The sequence below is a fragment of the Streptomyces sp. HNM0575 genome (assembly GCF_012726265.1).
Classification (GTDB): Bacteria; Actinomycetota; Actinomycetes; order Streptomycetales; family Streptomycetaceae; genus Streptomyces.
The window spans coordinates 129014-145298 of the sequence record NZ_JAASAG010000007.1 but is presented as its reverse complement, the minus strand read 5'-3'; the positions used below and the strand labels follow the sequence as shown (position 1 = coordinate 145298).

The window sequence follows — 16285 nt, the reverse complement described above, 5'->3', positions numbered from 1 at the left end:
GGCTTCACGGAGGGGCGGCGTCCGGCGGGTCGCGCCGCTTTGTGACACCGGCGGAGCAGCACCGGACGGGACTCCCGTGTGCGCTCTCTTCCGCTTGCTCTCCCGCTCACCGGCTCATCGGTCCCTCTTCTTCGAGCGGTCCTTTTCGGCGCTTACGGGCCAAGGGTGGGCCTTTGCGCCGGTCGGGGGGATCTGGAGCGACTTGAGCGCGAACTTCATGACCTTCTTGTAGACGGGGCCGCAGACGTCGCTGCCGAAGTAGCTGCCCTTCTTCGGGTTCTGCACGGCGCAGTACACCGTCACGCGCGGCTTGTCGGCGGGGGCGAAGCCGGCGAAGGACGAGGTGTATCCGTCGTAGCGGCCGGTGTCGGGATCTACCCGGTTGGCCGTACCGGTCTTGCCGGCCACCCGGTAGCCCGGGATCTTCGCCGTGGTGCCCGTGCCCTCCATGTCGCTCACGACGGACTCGAGCATCCGGGAGAGGGTCCTCGCGGTCTTCTCGCTGACGACGCGGCGCTCGCCCGGCTTGGGGGCGGCGGTGAAGCCGCCGTCGGGGCCGGTGGTCCCCCGCACCAGCGAAGGCACGTTCCGCACACCGCCGTTGGCGATCGTGGAGTAGATCGACGCGGCCTGTACGGCGTTGAGGGAGAGCCCCTGCCCGAAGGGGATCGTGTACTGCTGCGAGGCGCTCCACTTGCCGGGCTTCTCCAGGATGCCGGAGGTCGCGCCCGGCAGTCCCAGGCCCGTGTCCCGTCCGATGCCGAAGCGGCTCATGTAGCGGTGCAGGACCTTGTTGGCGGCCTTCTGGTTCTCCCCGAGCTGCTCCGTGGCGAGGATCGTGCCGATGTTGCTGGACTTGGCGAGCACGCCGTTGAGGGTCAGGTGCCACGTCTCGTGATCGACGTCGTCGGCGAAGGCGCGGTCGGCGCGCTTGAGCCGGTTCGGCACGGTCACTTCCGTGAGAGGCGTGGCCTTGCCCTCTTCGAGCACGGCGGCCATCGACATCACCTTGCTCGTCGAGCCGGGCTCGTAGACGTCCTGCGCGGCGGCGTTGCCCAGCGCCTTCGGGTCGGCGCGGGAGACGTCGTTGGGGTCGAAGTCGGGGGCGCTCGCCATGGAGAGGAGTTCGCCGGTGCGGGTGTCCTGGACCACCACGTACCCGCTGTCGGCGTCGGAGTCGGCGACCTGCTCGCGGATCGCCTGCTGCGCCGCCCACTGGATGTCGCGGTCGAGGGTGAGCTGGACGTCCGCCCCCGCGCGGGCCGGGTGCTCACGCACTCCCGCGGTGGGGACCTGGCGGCCCCCTGACTGCGCGTAGGTGATCTTGCCGTCCTTGCCGGCGAGCTTCTTGTTCAGCATGGCCTCGATGCCGGCGCCGCCCCTGCCCTCGGAGTTGACGAAACCCAGTACGGAGGAGGCCAGTTCCCGGTTCGGGTAGACGCGCTTGGGGTGCTTCTCGCGGTAGACGCCCGCGAGCACGTCGGCGGCCTCGTCCTCGCCGGCGTCCGCATGCTTCCCGGACTTCGCGGCGGTCTCGGCCGAGCCCGCGGGCGTGCCCGCCTCGGCCGCCCTCTCGGCGACCTGCTTCTTGAGCTTCTTGATCCGCGACCAGGTGCGCGGCGACTCCTGACGGGCGAGGAGCACGTAACGGGTGTCCTTCCTCGCCAGCTTCCGGGTCAGCTCCTGCTCGTCCTCGTGGAGTACGGGCGCGAGCAGCGCGGCGGCGCGCTCCGGGGCGTCCGTGACGCCGGTCTGCTTGCGCGTGAAGAGGTACGGGTCGGCCGTGACGTCGTAGGCGTCGACGGTGGTGGCCAGAGCGGCGCCGTCGCGGGAGGAGATCGTGCCGCGCTCGGCGGCGAGCGGCACGGTGATGTAGCGGTTGACCGCGGCCTTGTCGGCGAAGGCGCTGGCGTCGACGGCCTGCACCTGGAGCAGCCGCGCCGTGAACGCGAGCATGACCAGCGTCAGGCCGAAGGCGATCAGCCGCAGCCGCGGGCGGGCGCGTGCGAGGCGCAGCCGGCTGCCCTGGGAGGGCACGGGGGACCGGGGGCCGCCGGTCGCCCTGGCCGAGGCCGCAGCGGGCCTCGCGCCCTTCCCGGACTTCGAGGAAGCCTGCCCGGACTTCGCGGCGGACTTCGCCGCCGGGCCCGAAGCAGACTTCGCCGCCGAACTCGAAGCAGACTTCGAAGCAGGCCTCGAAGCAGGCCTCGCGGAGCCGGACTTCGCGCTCCCGTCGCCTGCCGCGGAGCGCGTACCGCCTGCCCGTCGGCGCCCGTCGCCGTCTCGGCGCGGGTCGCGGGGACGTTCGCTCACCGCTCCTCCTGCTCCGGGTCTCCGGTGGCCGGCTGCGGGTCGCCCTTCACGGTGCCGTCCGGGGCCAGGAAGGCGGGTGTGCCGCCGGGCACCAGGCCCAGCTGGCGGGCGCGCTTCTCCAGCGCGCCGGGAGCGGAGTAGGAGTCGACCTCCTGCTGGAGCGACTGCTGTTCGTCCGTCAGCTCGTCGGTCTGCTTCTCCAGTTTGCTCAGCCTGAAGGACCCCTGGTTCACGGCGGCGTTGAGCAGCAGCAGACCCAGCAGGCCGGCGCCCAGTATCAGCACCACCAGCAGGACGAAGGGCGTACGGGCCGCCGAGGACGCGCCCGCCGGCACGAGCCGGGCGAGCCGTGAAAGCCGCGACAGCCGGGCGAGCCGCTCCTGTGCAGTCATGGGGTGTGCGCCTCCCTGATGCGCTCCGCGCCGCGCAGCCGGGCCGGTGCGGCACGGCGGTTCTCGGCGATCTCGTCCTCGGTGGGGACTTCGGCGCCGCGCGTCAGCAGCTTCAGCCGCGGCTGGTACTGCTCCGGCACGACCGGCAGCCCGGGCGGCGCCGTGTTCCTCGCCCCGGCACTCAGCACCCGCTTGACGAGCCGGTCCTCCAGCGAGTGGTACGACAGCACGGCGATGCGCCCGCCGACCGCGAGCGCGTCGACAGCGGACGGCACGGCGCGCTCCAGCACGTCCAGTTCGCCGTTGACCTCGATGCGCAGGGCCTGGAAGGTGCGCTTGGCAGGGTTGCCGCCGGTGCGCTTGGCCGCCTGCGGCAGCGCGTCGCGGATCAGCTCCACCAGCCTAGCGCTGTGGCTGAAAGGTTCCCGCTCCCGTTCCCGTACGACCGCCTCGACGATGCGGCGGGCCTGCTTCTCCTCGCCGTACGCACGCAGCACGCGCACGAGTTCGCCAGGCGGATAGGTGTTGAGCACGTCGGCTGCGCTCGGGCCGCGCGTCTGGTCCATGCGCATGTCGAGCGGGGCGTCCTGCGCGTAGGCGAAGCCGCGCTCCGCCTCGTCCAACTGCATGGAGGAGACGCCGAGATCGAACAGCACGCCCTGCACCCGCGGCACTCCGAGACGGTCCAGGACCTGCGGCAGCTCGTCGTACACGGCGTGTACGAGAGTGGCACGGCCCGCGTACGGAGCGAGCCGCTCCCCCGCCAGCCGCAGCGCCTCACGGTCGCGGTCGAGCCCGACGAGCCGGGCCGCGGGGAACGTGGACAGCAGCGCCTCGCTGTGGCCGCCGAGGCCGAGGGTGCAGTCGACGACGGTGGCGCCGGGCTCGGCGAGAGCGGGGGCGAGAAGGTCGAGGCAGCGCCTCAGCATCACGGGACGGTGCCGCTCGGCGGGGTCCGCGGGACCGCCGTCCGCCGGCGTCTCCGCGCCGGTGGGCTCGTCGCGGGCGGGCTGTTCTTCGGTGGTCATGCGTCTCTTCCTGCCCACGTGCTGCTTGGTCCCCGCCCGCTCGAAGGGGAAGCGGCCGCGCGGAGCCGGGGAAGAGGACACCGCAGGCCATGAGCGGGAGGAGGCCGAGCCGCACGTACGCGCCTGCGCACTCGGGAGAAACGGACCCCGGGAAGCGTCCCGCCTCCCACTTCGCGCCACTTTAGTCCACTCGTCCCTTCGGTCAACCAGCGCCGAGCCGCGTTGACCCGGGGTCATGGACGCCTGTGGAGCGGCTCACAGAACCTGCGTGAAGCCCGATTGATCCTCCCCCGATGGGCGCCGTGTCCGGTCTCGCGGTCTACCGTCGTCACATGTCGACGCCTCAGCGGAACCCTCAGCCGCTCTCCCAGCCCCACGCCGGCGACGTGCAGCGTCCCGCCGGCGGCACCGTCACCGACCGGCTCGTCGAAGCCAACGAGCGCTACGCGAGCGATTTCACCGACCCGGGCATGGACGCGCGTCCCGTACTCAACGTGGCGGTCGTCTCGTGCATGGACGCCCGTATCGACCTGCACAAGGCCCTCGGCCTCGAACTCGGCGACTGCCACACGATCCGGAACGCCGGCGGTGTCGTGACCGACGACATCATCCGGTCCCTGACGATCAGCCAGCGCGCCCTCGGCACGCGTTCCGTGGTGCTCATCCACCACACGGGATGCGGCATGCTCAACATCACCGAGAACTTCCGGCACGAACTGGAACTGGAGGTCGGGCAGCGGCCGTCCTGGGCGGTCGAGGCGTTCCCGGACCTGGACCAGGACGTGCGCCAGTCCATGGAACGTGTGCGTACTTCTCCCTTCCTCCTGCACACGGACGACGTGCGTGGTTTTGTCTTCGACGTGAAGACGGGACTGCTCCGGGAGATCGATCCGGAGATCACCCCGGATCCATGACGCGAGGACGCGTGGGCGTGAAGAATGCGTGTGCAGGCAGCAGATGAGAGCAGCAGCGGAAGACGGGGACGGGCCGAGGAGGGCCGGGTGACGACCTTTGACCAGCGAGCAGACCTCAGCGATCTGAGCAGTACGGCGGATCGGGTGCGCCGCTCGATGGAGTCGGTGATCGAGGGCAAGCCCGAGGTCGTGCGGCTGTCGCTGACCGTACTGCTCGCCGAGGGACACCTCCTGATCGAGGACGTGCCCGGCGTGGGCAAGACGATGCTGGCCAAGGCCCTCGCCAGATCCGTGGACTGCTCGGTGCGGCGCATCCAGTTCACGCCGGACCTGCTGCCGTCGGACATCACCGGCGTGAGCGTCTACGACCAGCAGCGGCAGGACTTCGAGTTCAAGCCGGGGGCGGTCTTCGCGCAGATCGTGATCGGCGACGAGATCAACCGCGCCTCCCCCAAGACCCAGTCGGCGCTGCTGGAGTCCATGGAGGAGCGTCACGTGACGATCGACGGGCAGACCTACGAACTGCCGTCGCCGTTCATGGTCGTGGCGACCCAGAACCCGGTCGAGATGGAAGGCACCTACCCGCTGCCCGAGGCGCAGCGGGACCGCTTCATGGTGCGCGTCTCCATCGGCTATCCGAGCGCGGCGGCCGAGCTGGAGATGATCGACGTGCACGGCGGGGCGTCGCCGCTGGAGGACCTGCGGCCGGTGGCGCACGCGCACGACATCAGCAAGCTGATCGACGCGGTGCGCGGCGTCCATGTCGCGGACCCGGTGCGGCGTTACGCGGTGGAGCTGGTCGCCGCGACGCGTTCGCACCCGGAGCTGCGGCTGGGCGCCTCCCCGCGCGCGACGCTGCATCTGCTGCGTGCGGCGCGGGCGAGCGCGGCGCTGGCCGGGCGCGACTACGTGCTCCCGGACGACGTGCAGTCGCTGGCGGTGCCCGTGCTGGCGCACCGGCTTCTGCCCACGTCGCAGGCGCAGTTGAGCAGGCGCACCGCCGAGCAGGTGGTCGAGGAGATCCTCCAGCGCGTGCCCGTGCCGACGGCGGCTCCGGGTGGCGCGGGCGTCTCGTCCCACCCGGACGGTTACGGGCAGCAGCAGCCGCGGGGTTACTGATGTCCGGGAGTCCCTCGCCGGGCGCGGGGCCCGCGGGCCGCCCGGTCCGGGACGCGGGGCCCGTGCGCAGCACGGTGCCCGGAGCCGACGGCCGTGGCGACGGCGCGCCGGGCCGAAGTGCCGTCGGCGGCGCGGGCGTTGGCGCGGGCGGTGGCGCGTACGGAGAGGGCCCGGAGGACGGCGGCAAGCGGCGCGGTCCGCTGCGCACGGCGCTGAGCGGCCTGACGACCCGTGGCCGTTCGTTCCTGGCGGCCGGAATGGCCGCGGCGGTCTGCGCCTACGTGCTGGGGCAGGCCGATCTGCTGCGCGTCGGGATGCTGCTCGCGGCCCTGCCGCTGGTGTGCGTGCTGGTGCTGTACCGGACGCGCTACCGGGTCGCCGGCTCCCGCAGGCTCTCCCCGGCGCGGGTCACGGTGCGCTCGGAGGCGCGGGTGCATCTGCGCGTCGACAACGTCTCGCGGCTGCCGACGGGGCTGCTGATGCTGGAGGACCGCGTTCCGTACGTGCTGGGGCCGCGTCCCCGCTTCGTGCTGGACCGGGTCGAGCCGGGCGGGCGGCGCGAGGTGTCGTACCGGGTCCGTTCCGACATGCGCGGCAGCTTCCCGCTGGGGCCGCTCCAGCTGCGGCTGACCGACCCGTTCGGGATGTGCGAACTCACGCGCTCCTTCAGCACGTACGACACGCTCACGGTCGTGCCGCGCACCGTCCCGCTGCCGGCCGCGCGGCTCACCGGCGACGCCACCGGCTACGGCGACGGGCGGCACCGCTCGCTCGCGCTGGCCGGCGAGGACGACGTGATCCCGCGCGGCTACCGGCACGGCGACGACGTCCGCCGCGTCCACTGGCGTTCCACGGCCCGCTACGGCGAGTTGATGGTGCGGCGTGAGGAGCAGCCGCAGAAGGCGCGCTGCACGGTGCTTCTCGACACGCGCCGGAGCGCGTATGCCGGTTCGGGCCCGGACTCGCCCTTCGAGTGGGCGGTCTCGGCCGCCGCGTCGGTCTGCGTGCATCTGCTGGAACGGGGTTACGCCGTAAGGCTGTTGACGGACACGGGCACGATGGTCCCCGGACCGGAGAGCATCGGCTTCGCCGGCGACCCGTCGGACACCGCCGGGCTGCTGCTGGACACCCTCGCGCTGCTCGAACACTCCGAGCAGGAGGGGATGTCGTACGCGTACGACATGCTGCGCGGAGCCCTGGGCGGCCAGGAGGGGCTACTGGTCGCGTTCCTGGGCGAGCTCGACGAGGAGCAGGCGGTCACCGTGGCGCGGATGCGGCAGCGCACGAACAAGGCGGTGGCCTTCCGCTCCGTGTCCGGCGGTGCCTCGGTAGGGGGCGACGGGCAGCAGGACCCTTACCGGGGCGGCGAGTTCATGGTCGAAGGCGCGGGCATGACCGCAGCGGGCGGGCCCGCGGGCCCCGGGCCCGGATCGGCGCACGGGGCGCAGGCGACCGCCACGGCGCCCGCACCGCCGGGGACCGCGACGGAGACCGCTGACGGCACCCGCACCGCCGAAGCCCCGGACGCCCCGGACGCCCCGGACGCACAGGGCGAGGAATCGCTGCGCGTACTGCGCGAAGCGGGCTGGACCGCGCTCGACGGCGGCCCGGGACGCGCCATGCCGGAGCTGTGGCAGCAGGCCGACGAGGTGACCGTGAGGGGGCCGCAGTGATGAGCGGACGGGGACGGCTGGCGCTGTGCGCGACGCTGGCGACGCTGGCCGCGGCGTTCGCCCTGCTGCCGCTCGTGGACCCGGCCACATGGATCCTCCAGGCCGCGCTGCTGCTCTCCTTGCAGTCGCTGGTGGGTGCGCTGGCACGCCGGGTGCCGCTCGCCCGCGCCCTGACGCCCGCGGTGCAGGCACTGGTGTCGCTGCTGCTGCTGACGGTCTTCTTCGTACGGGACGACGCGATCGGCGGGGTGCTGCCCGGCCCGGGCGCGTTCGCGGAGTTCGGGCAGCTGCTCGCACAGGGCGGCCACGACGTCGGCCGGTACGCCATACCGGCACCGGTGACAGACGGCATAAGGCTCATGCTCGTGGGCGGCGTCGTCCTGATCGGTCTGCTGGTCGACGCGCTGGCGGTGACGTTCCGCAGCGCCGCACCCGCCGGACTCCCGCTGCTCGCGCTCTACTCGGTGGCGGCCGGGCTGGCCCGCGACGGCGCCGGCTGGCCGTGGTTCCTGTGCGCGGCCGGCGGCTATCTGCTGCTCCTGCTCGCGGAGGGCCGTGAACGGCTCTCGCAGTGGGGCCGGGTGTTCACGGACCGCGGACGGCCCGGTGCTCCCTCGTACCAGCCCGGCGGTGTTGAAGGGCCCGCGACGGCGCCCGTGCGTACGGGACGCCGGATCGGCGCGCTCACGCTCGGACTCGCCCTGGTCGTGCCCGCGCTGCTGCCGTCGCTGGGCGGCGGGCTGCTGGACGCGACACGCAACGGCGGCGCCGGCGTCGGCCGGAACGGCGGCACGGTCTCCGCGGTCAACCCGCTCGTCGCCCTCCAGGACAGCCTCAACCAGGCCGAGGACCGCACCGCCCTGAGCTACACCACCAACACCCGCAGCACGCAGGAGCTTTATCTGCGGATCGTCGCCCTGGACCGGTTCGACGGCGCCTCGTGGAAGCCGTCGGAGCGCCGCATAGACGCCGTCCCGGATCCGCTGCCGAGGCCGCCGGGGCTGTCGCCGGACGTACGGACGCAGAGGGTGCGCAGCAACGTCGTGGCCGCCGACTGGTACGCGCAGAACTGGCTGCCGATGCCCTATCCGGCCGACCGCGTGGAACTGGCCGGGCGCTGGCGCTTCGAGCCGGAGGGCCGCACCCTCGTCGGCGACCGCGGGCAGACCACGCGGGGTGTGCACTGGCAGGTGGAGAGCCTGCTCGTGGAGCCGACGGCCCGTCAGCTCCGCAAGGCACCCGAGCCGCCGCAGGCCGTCAAGGACGAGTACACGAAGGTGCCGAAGTCGCTGCCGTCGGTGGTGGGACGCACGGCACGGTCGGTCACGCGCGGCGCGGGGAACGACTACCAGCGTGCGGTGCGCCTCCAGGACTGGTTCGCCTCCGACGGCGGCTTCACCTACGACACCCGGGTACGGGCCGGCAGCGGCTCCGCCGCGATCGCCAACTTCCTTGAGCAGAAAGAGGGTTTCTGCGTCCACTTCGCCTTCACGATGGCGGCCATGGCCCGCACGCTGGACATTCCGGCGCGGGTGGCGGTCGGGTTCACTCCCGGCACCGCCGCGGCCGACGGGCGGATGAACGTGGGCCTGAAGGACGCGCACGCCTGGCCGGAGCTGTACTTCGAGGGCGTCGGCTGGACGAGGTTCGAGCCGACGCCGACGCGCGGCACCCCGCCGCCGTACGCCCAGCCGAACACACCGGATCCCGACGAGAACCCGGCGGAGCAGCTTCCGGACCGCGGACAGAGCGCCCGGCCCACGCCCGGCCCCTCCGATTCCGAGAACTGCGGCGCCGACGCGAAGCGGCTCGACCCGCAGTGCGGTCAGTCGGCGCCCTCCCAGGGCGGCGGAGGCGGCGACGGCGGGTCCGGCACGGGCACGGTCACGGCGGTGACCGCCGCGTCACTGCTCGGACTGGGACTGCTGATGCTCCCGATGCTGTGGCGCGTACGTACGAGAGCGAGACGGCTCGGCATGCGGGCCGCCGCACGCGCGCCGGGAGACGACCCGGGCCGCGCGGTGCTGGACGCGTGGCGCGAACTGGTCGACAGCGGCTGGGACTACGGCGTGGTGCCCGACGAGTCGGCGACGCCGCGTAAGACCGCCGAACGCATCGTGCGCATCGGCGATCTCGGGCAGGACGCGGCCGAGGCGGCGTTCCGGGTGGCGCTGGAGGTGGAGCAGGTGCTGTACGCACCGCATCCGCGGCCGGGCACCGGCGTGCGGGCCGACGTGCTGCTGGTACGGGCCGCACTGCGGGAGGCCGCACCGCGCAGCCTGCGGATCCGCGCACTGCTGCTGCCGCCCTCGTCCGTACGGGTGATGTGGACGGCGGCACGGGGCGCGACGGCGGTCCGCGACCGGTGGCTGCGGTCGCTGCGGGTCCGCTTCGCGAAGTAGCCGTACCGCGCGGCGGCGGGTGCCCGGTGGCGCGCTGCCGCGCGGGCCACGGGCCGCCCGTGTCACGGCCCCGGCACGACCGCGGGCCAGGCATGGCTGTGGGCCAGGCATGGCATGGGGCCCGGCACGACTGAGGGGCTGTCTTCCGGAAGTCCGGAGGACAGCCCCACGGTGATGTCTCGGTAGGAGGCTTCCGAGGAGGTCAGGGGTCTCGCTGGGGATCGTCTGCGGAGGGGGACGCCGCGCCGGTGACGGCGCCTGTGCCGACGGTGGCGGGGGTCTGTGCTAGCGGCCTTCGTCGCGGCGGCGCTGCCACCGCTCCTCGATGCGGTTCATCATCGACCGGCGGGAACGGGAGCGTGGCTGGCGGCGCGTGGGCGCCGAACCGCTTCCGCCGCCGCTCTGCTGTCCGCTCCCCTGCCCCTGCTGCTGCTCGCCCTTCTTGGGCGCCTTGCGCCAGCCGGTGACCGCGAGGACGGCACACCCGAGCATGACGAGGAAACCCACGACGCTGATCCAGATCTGCTTCGCGACCATTCCGGCCATGAGCAGGGTGATGCCCACCAGAAAGCCTGCGACCGCCTGGTAGACCCGCCTGCGGGTGTACCTGCGCAGCTCACTTCCCTCGAGCGCTGTCGCGAACTTGGGGTCTTCGGCGTACAGCGCTCGCTCCATCTGCTCGAGCATGCGCTGCTCGTGCTCAGAGAGCGGCACGGAGTCCTCCTACTCGTCGGTCGCGGGGGCGACCGGGTGCGACCATCCAAGGATAGGCAGGGAATCGCCCCCGTGAAACCCGCCCCTCTGCGCCATTACCTCCCACCAGGACCGAGATGACGGACGTTGGCGCGGGACCGTTCAATCCGTGCATTCCCGCACCGCCTTCCCGCCATGCCGAACGGTGTGCCTCGATCATACGGCGGTCAACAGCTGATCGGGTGAGGTACGGACCACTGTGGTACTGATCGGTCACTTCTGCCCGGCTGGACCCGGGCGACCCGGCCGGGCCGGCTGCCCGGCCGCTATCACCGGTCGTGGTACCGCGCCTCGGCCAGGACATGCAGCCGGCTCGCGACCGCCTGGAACGCGGGGAGTTCGGAGGCGGCGGACTCCAGCCTCACGAGGGCCTCCTCCGCGTCGGGCTCCGTGTCCACGAGGGCGCCGGGGACGAGATCGGCGAAGACGCGCACGCCGTGCACGGCCGTGACGTCCAGGCCCGTGGCGTCGACGAGGCCGGTCAGCTGCTCGACGGTGAAGCGCCGGGGCATCGGGTCGCTCTCGCCCCAGCGGCCGTCCGGTCCGGTCAGTGCCTGGCGGGCCTCGGTGAAGTGGCCCGCGAGGGCACGCCCGAGCACGGCACCGCCGATGCCCGCGGCGAGGAGGCTTAGGGTGCCGCCTTCGGGGCGCAGCGCCGCGACGACGTTGCCCAGGCCCTCGGCCGGATCGTCCACGTACTCCAGGACGCCGTGGCAGAGCACCACGTCGAAGCCGCCGCGCTCCACGACCTCGAAGAGGCCGTGTGCGTCGCCCTGCACACCGCGGATCCGGTCCTCGACACCGGCCTCGGCGGCCCTGCGCTCAAGTCCGAACAGGGCGTTGGGACTCGGGTCGACGACGGTGACGCGGTGGCCCAACTCCGCGACGGGCACTGCCAAGTTGCCCGTGCCGCCCCCGGTGTCGAGCACGTCGAGTGCTTCCTTGCCGTCGGTCTTGACCCGCTGGTCGAGGGCGCCTCGCAGTACCTCCCAGACCACGGCTGTACGGCGGGATGCGCTGGGGCGGGCCATGACGTGCTCCTCGGCGGCTCAGGGGCGTGCAGGCCCCACCCTATTGCCTCCGCCGCCAAGGCGTTTCCCGCGATCACCGGAGGGTGCCGGGCCCCTCGCCCACGAGCGCTCACCCCGCGCGCGGGCGCCGGTGGTCCTGCTGCGCGCGGGGCGGACGTATCCGGGTCGCGGAACGCGTGGCGGACGTGGTCTGCGGGGCGGGGGCCTCCGGGGCGGGGCGCGGCGGCGGCTCGTCATCGGACGCGGCCAGCGGCTGTGGCAGCGCCGGCTGGGAGACCAGCATCCGCTCGACGAGCCGCAGGAACAGCCCGGTGTCACGCACGAGGTCGTCGGCCTCGCGCCAGGTGGCGGCGCCCTGGATGCCCGCCTCCGCACGGGCGCGCTTCCGGGCGCCGGAGGCGAACAGCACGCTCCAGTCCAGCAGTTCGGGTGCGGCCTCCGGGAGCACCTCCCACGCGCTGCGTATGGCCCGCCTGCGCCGCTCGCTGCTCTCGGGGCGCCCGCGCACGGCGAGCACGGCGGCGGCGGTGCGCAGCGCGGCGAGATGGGCGGCGGCGAACCGCTCGTTGGCCGTCTCCATGGCCGCCGCCTCGTCCAGCCCGTGCTGGGCCTGGGCGAGCAGGTCGAGTGCGGCGGGTGGGGCCGCCGAGCGGCGCAGCACGGGATGGACGTCGTGCGCCGGCGGGGATTGCGGGGGTGCTCCCCGAGAGGATCGCTGCACGGGAACCGACCTCCTGTCCGTCTTCCGACTTCTTCCGACTTCCGAATGAACCGGCGTATGCACACATCGTGAGGCACCCCACTGACAATCCGCTCCGACCTGCGCAAACGCACCGACGGGCGGTGAGTGGACGTGGTCTCGCGAGCCTTACCGGGGGCCGCCTCGGGTTCCCTCAGCGCCGTACGGCATACTTTTGAACTGACCAGTCAGTGCAATTGGAAGGGGGCAGCTCCGTGGACGACGCGGCACACGACTCCCGCGGCGACAGCGGACGCCCGGACGGGGACGAGGGCACGGAGCGGCCGGAGAGCCGGGACGGCCACGAGGACCAGGCGGGCGCTGCGGGCGCTGCCGACGCGGCGGGGACCCCCGACACCGCCGGCACTACCGACACCTCCGGCGCTGCGGGCTCGGCCGGCGCGGAGGCCGGAGTCGCCGTGTCCGCCGGGGAGTTCGGGCTCGACGGACCGCGCGGCCGGGTCTTCGCGGGCATCACCTTCGACGCGCGACCCGGCTCGATCATAGCCGTGGAGGGTCCGTCCGGTTCGGGCCGTACGTGTCTGCTGCTCACGCTCACGGGCCGGATGAAGGCGACCGCGGGGCACGCCCTGGTGGGCGGAAGGCGGCTGCCCGCACAGCTCGCCGCGGTGCGCCGGATCAGTGCCCTCGCTGCCGTGCCGGGCGTCACGGATCTGGAGCCGTCGCTGTCCGTCGCCGAGCATCTGCGCGAACGGGTGCTGCTGCAAAGGCGGTTCGGCGGTTCCCTGCGTGCTCTTCTGCGGCCCCGCCGTGAGCGGACCGCCGCCGCGCGGGCCCGCGTGACCTCGGCGCTGGCCGCCGCGGGACTCGATCTCGACGAGCTGCCGAAGGGGCCGCGTACCCGCGTTCGGGACCTGGAACGGCTGGAGGCCCTGCGGCTGTCCGTCGCGCTCGCGCTGCTCGGCGGGCCGCGCCTGCTGGCAGCCGACGACGTGGACTTCAAGCTTTCGGAGCGCGACCGCGAGCAGGCGTGGTCGCTGCTGCGTTCCGTCGCGGCGTCCGGAGTGACCGTGCTGGCCGTGTGCAGCGAGGCGCCGGCGGACGCGGTGGTCGTACGTACGGGGACGAGCCGGGGAGATCAACAGCCCGCCGGGCCGCGGCGGTTGGGCGGCGCGGGCGACGACTTGGACGGAACGAGCAACGAGGAGGCCGGCGATGCGCTCGCCGAGACTGGCCGCGCTTGAGCTGAAGCGGTTCGGGAGGGGCAGGCTGCCGCGTGCGGCGATGGTGGCGATGCTGCTGCTGCCGCTGCTCTACGGCGCCCTGTACCTGTGGTCGTTCTGGAATCCGTACGGGCGGCTCGACAAGGTCCCCGTAGCCCTCGTCAACGAGGACGCGGGAGCGCACGCGGACGGCAAGCAGATCGCGGCCGGCGACTCGGTCGCCGAGGGACTGCGCGACAGCGGCACCTTCGACTGGCACGAGACGGACGCGGCCGACGCCCGCAAGGGCGTCGAGGACGGGCGCTACTACCTGTCGCTGACGGTGCCGGCCGACTTCAGCAAGCGCATCGCGTCCAGTTCGGGCGACGATCCGCGCACCGGGGCGCTGAAGGTGCGTACGAACGACGCCAACAACTACGTCGTCGGGCAGATGTCGCGCACCGTCTTCTCCGAGGTGCGGGCCGCCGCCTCCAGCAAGGCCTCGCGCGGCTTCTACGACCGCATCTTCGTCTCCTTCTCCACCCTCCACGACCGCACCGCGAAGGCCGCGGACGGCGCCGACGAGCTCGGCGACGGCATCGGGCGGGCCAAGAAGGGCACCGGGGAGCTGAAGGACGGGCTGGGAGAGGCCGGGCACGGCAGCGGCAGGCTCAAGGACGGCACCTCTCGACTGCACGCCGGCGCGGGCAAGTTGGAGAAGGGGTCGAAGCAAGTCGCCGACGGTACGCAGAAGCTGACCGACAAGGTCGACAAGGCGGCGGCCAAACTGGGGCCGTTCCTCGACGGGCACGAGGACGAGATCGGCACCGCCGCCCGTGACGTGGCCCGTGCGAGCAAGACGCTCAAGGAGAACCTCCACGAGCTGCCCGCGGCGGCGCAGAAGGCGGAGACCGACTCACGCAAGGCGGCCCGCACCCTCCGTGCTCTCTACCGGGCGCGCTGCGAAGGACCGCTCGAACTGGACACCTCCTGCCCGCAGTTGAAGAAGGCCGTGGACGCCGCCGAGACCGCAGCCGACGTCGCGAAGGACGTGAACGACGTCGTGAAGAAGCAGGGCGGCCTGACCCGGCTCGGCGAGCGCCTGGACGAGCTGCGCCGTTACGCGAACGCGCTCGCCGACCGCGCACCGCACCTCGGCCAGGACCTCGACAAGGCCGTCGCGCAGGTCCACGCGCTCAACGACGGTGCGCACAAGGTCCATGACGGAGCGGGCAGGCTCAACGGCGGGCTGGCGAGCGCCGAGAGCGGCGCCGCGAGTCTCGACGCGGGCGTCGGCAAGCTCGGCAAGGGCGCCGGTGCGCTCGACGGCGGGATGTACAAGCTCGCCGACGGCTCGTCGCAGCTGTCGGGCGGGCTGCACGACGGCGTGAAGAAGATCCCCGACTACGGGAAGCAGGAGCGCGGCGACCGTGCGGACGTGATGTCCGACCCGGTCGGCCTCGCCTCCTCCAGCGCGCACGAGGCGCCCAACTACGGCACGGGTTTCGCGCCGTACTTCATCCCGCTCGCGCTCTGGGTCGGTGCGATGATCGCGTACATGCTGCTGCAACCGCTCAACAGACGCGCACTGGCGGCGGGCGCCCCGGCCGCCCGCATCACGCTCGCCGGATGGCTGCCCGTCGCCGCGATAGGGGCGGCTCAGGCCGCGGCGCTGCTGAGCGTGCTGCACTGGGGACTGGGGCTGCAACTCGCCCGCGGCGCGGGCACGGTGGGCTTCCTGCTGCTGGTGACGTCGTGCTTCACGGCGATCGTGCAGTTCCTCGGCGCCCGGTTCGGTCCGGCGGGACGTGTGCTGGTGCTGGCGATGCTGATGCTTCAGCTCACGTCGGCGGGAGGCACGTATCCGATACAGACGAGTCCCGGGTTCTTCAACGCCGTACACCCGTTCCTGCCGATGAGTTACGTCGTGGACGGGCTGCGCCACCTCATCACCGGCGGCGACGTGTGGCCCGTGTGGCGGGCCTGTCTGGTGCTGCTCGCCTTCACCGCGGGGGCGCTGGCGCTCACGGCGGTCACCGCCCGCCGCAGGCGGGTGTGGACCGTGGACCGGCTGCACCCGGAGATCGCGCTGTGAGCCGCGTCCCCACCCGCGAGAAGCTGTTCCGGGCGGCGGTCGGGCTCATCGCCGAACAGGGCTTCTCCGCGACGACGGTGGAGGAGATCGCGGAGCACGCCGGAGTCGCCAAGGGCACCGTCTACTACAACTTCGCGAGCAAGAGCGAGCTGTTCGAGGAACTGCTGCGCCACGGCGTGGAGTTGCTGACGACGGATCTGCGCGAGGCCGCCAGCTCCACGGTGGCGGCTGGCGGCGGGCGGGTCGACGCGCTGGACGCGATGGTGCGGGCCGGGCTCGTCTTCATCGACCGCTACCCGGCCTTCACCAGGCTCTACGTCGCGGAGCTGTGGCGCACCAACAGGGCCTGGAACTCCACGCTGTTGATCGTCCGCAAGGACGCCGTCGCGGTCGTCGAGGAGCAGCTGCGGGCCGGCGTGAAGGAGGGCGAGCTGAGCGGGGACATCGACATCACGCTCACGGCCGCCGCGCTGGTGGGAATGGTGCTGGTGGCGGCCCTGGACTGGAAGGCGTTCCAGCCGGAGCGGTCGCTGGACGACGTGCACGGCGCGCTCTCCCTGCTGCTGCAAGGACGAGTCGGGGGGTGTGCGCAGCCCCGGTAGTGCGGTCTGTGACCACCCGGTCCTGGGACTGCGCACGCCTTCCCCCGTATCCCCCGTCCCC

General features: G+C 72.6%; 12 protein-coding genes and 1 pseudogene. 7 read left to right on the top strand and 6 right to left on the bottom strand.

From position 1 onward, the window contains the following. Positions 1 to 114: 114 nt before the first annotated feature. The 3 genes and pseudogenes from HCC61_RS18105 to rsmH all read right to left on the bottom strand — a co-directional run bounded on the left by HCC61_RS18105 (position 115) and on the right by rsmH (position 3733). A complete protein-coding gene (locus HCC61_RS18105) occupies positions 115 to 2313 on the bottom strand; it encodes a penicillin-binding protein 2 (protein WP_346777264.1) in 2199 nt (732 codons plus the stop codon). Between the two features lie 26 nt (positions 2314 to 2339). Further along, positions 2340 to 2705: pseudogene (locus tag HCC61_RS18100) on the bottom strand (septum formation initiator family protein); the annotation flags it as partial. Further along, a complete protein-coding gene (rsmH, locus tag HCC61_RS18095) occupies positions 2702 to 3733 on the bottom strand; it encodes a 16S rRNA (cytosine(1402)-N(4))-methyltransferase RsmH (RefSeq protein ID WP_169136539.1) in 1032 nt (343 codons plus the stop codon). The pseudogene HCC61_RS18100 and the gene rsmH, both read right to left, overlap by 4 nt. Before the next feature lie 332 nt (positions 3734 to 4065). On the opposite strand from rsmH, the gene HCC61_RS18090 reads away from it, so the two are divergent. From HCC61_RS18090 to HCC61_RS18075, 4 genes are all read left to right on the top strand, one after another. Then, complete coding sequence (locus tag HCC61_RS18090; protein ID WP_169136537.1) at positions 4066 to 4647, top strand: carbonic anhydrase; 582 nt, start codon at positions 4066 to 4068, stop codon at positions 4645 to 4647. 87 nt (positions 4648 to 4734) lie between these two features. After that, positions 4735 to 5766, top strand: a complete 1032-nt coding sequence (locus HCC61_RS18085; protein WP_169136535.1) for a MoxR family ATPase — start codon at positions 4735 to 4737, stop codon at positions 5764 to 5766. Between the two features lie 200 nt (positions 5767 to 5966). Then, the gene (locus tag HCC61_RS18080; RefSeq protein WP_240969106.1) at positions 5967 to 7439 is read left to right on the top strand and encodes a DUF58 domain-containing protein; all 1473 of its coding nucleotides are present in this window, start codon (positions 5967 to 5969) and stop codon (positions 7437 to 7439) included. Further along, positions 7439 to 9841 (top strand): DUF3488 and transglutaminase-like domain-containing protein, encoded by a 2403-nt coding sequence (locus HCC61_RS18075; RefSeq protein ID WP_169136533.1) that lies wholly within the window; start codon positions 7439 to 7441, stop codon positions 9839 to 9841. Before HCC61_RS18080 ends, HCC61_RS18075 begins: the two co-directional genes overlap by 1 nt. Positions 9842 to 10126: 285 nt before the next feature. Here HCC61_RS18075 and HCC61_RS18070 read toward each other — a convergent pair whose 3' ends face one another. The 3 genes from HCC61_RS18070 to HCC61_RS18060 all read right to left on the bottom strand — a co-directional run bounded on the left by HCC61_RS18070 (position 10127) and on the right by HCC61_RS18060 (position 12286). Beyond that, a complete protein-coding gene (locus HCC61_RS18070; protein WP_169136531.1) occupies positions 10127 to 10555 on the bottom strand; it encodes a DUF3040 domain-containing protein in 429 nt (142 codons plus the stop codon). Between the two features lie 308 nt (positions 10556 to 10863). Beyond that, on the bottom strand, positions 10864 to 11625 hold the full coding sequence (locus tag HCC61_RS18065) for a methyltransferase (RefSeq protein WP_169136529.1): 762 nt from the start codon (positions 11623 to 11625) through the stop codon (positions 10864 to 10866). 109 nt (positions 11626 to 11734) lie between these two features. After that, positions 11735 to 12286 carry an SAV_6107 family HEPN domain-containing protein gene (locus HCC61_RS18060; RefSeq protein ID WP_169136976.1) on the bottom strand — a complete coding sequence of 184 codons (552 nt, stop codon included), beginning with the start codon at positions 12284 to 12286 and terminating at the stop codon, positions 11735 to 11737. A gap of 497 nt (positions 12287 to 12783) precedes the next feature. Here HCC61_RS18060 and HCC61_RS18055 point away from each other — a divergent pair, with 497 nt between their 5' ends. From HCC61_RS18055 to HCC61_RS18045, 3 genes are read left to right on the top strand one after another with little or no spacing between them, the layout of a single operon-like run. Next, positions 12784 to 13569, top strand: a complete 786-nt coding sequence (locus HCC61_RS18055; protein WP_346777279.1) for an ATP-binding cassette domain-containing protein — start codon at positions 12784 to 12786, stop codon at positions 13567 to 13569. Continuing rightward, positions 13541 to 15622, top strand: a complete 2082-nt coding sequence (locus tag HCC61_RS18050; protein WP_169136525.1) for a YhgE/Pip domain-containing protein — start codon at positions 13541 to 13543, stop codon at positions 15620 to 15622. Before HCC61_RS18055 ends, HCC61_RS18050 begins: the two co-directional genes overlap by 29 nt. Then, positions 15619 to 16224, top strand: coding sequence for a TetR/AcrR family transcriptional regulator (locus tag HCC61_RS18045; protein WP_346777263.1), 606 nt, complete (start codon positions 15619 to 15621; stop codon positions 16222 to 16224). The genes HCC61_RS18050 and HCC61_RS18045 overlap by 4 nt, the downstream gene beginning before the upstream one ends. Positions 16225 to 16285: the final 61 nt, after the last annotated feature.

Excerpts from the sequence above, each read along its gene's own strand:
- rsmH (WP_169136539.1), bottom strand. The coding sequence starts at position 3,733 with ATGACCACCGAAGAACAGCCCGCCCGCGACGAGCCCACCGGCGCGGAG.
- HCC61_RS18090 (WP_169136537.1), top strand. The coding sequence starts at position 4,066 with ATGTCGACGCCTCAGCGGAACCCTCAGCCGCTCTCCCAGCCCCACGCC.
- HCC61_RS18075 (WP_169136533.1), top strand. The coding sequence starts at position 7,439 with ATGAGCGGACGGGGACGGCTGGCGCTGTGCGCGACGCTGGCGACGCTG.
- HCC61_RS18065 (WP_169136529.1), bottom strand. The coding sequence starts at position 11,625 with ATGGCCCGCCCCAGCGCATCCCGCCGTACAGCCGTGGTCTGGGAGGTA.
- HCC61_RS18050 (WP_169136525.1), top strand. The coding sequence starts at position 13,541 with ATGCGCTCGCCGAGACTGGCCGCGCTTGAGCTGAAGCGGTTCGGGAGG.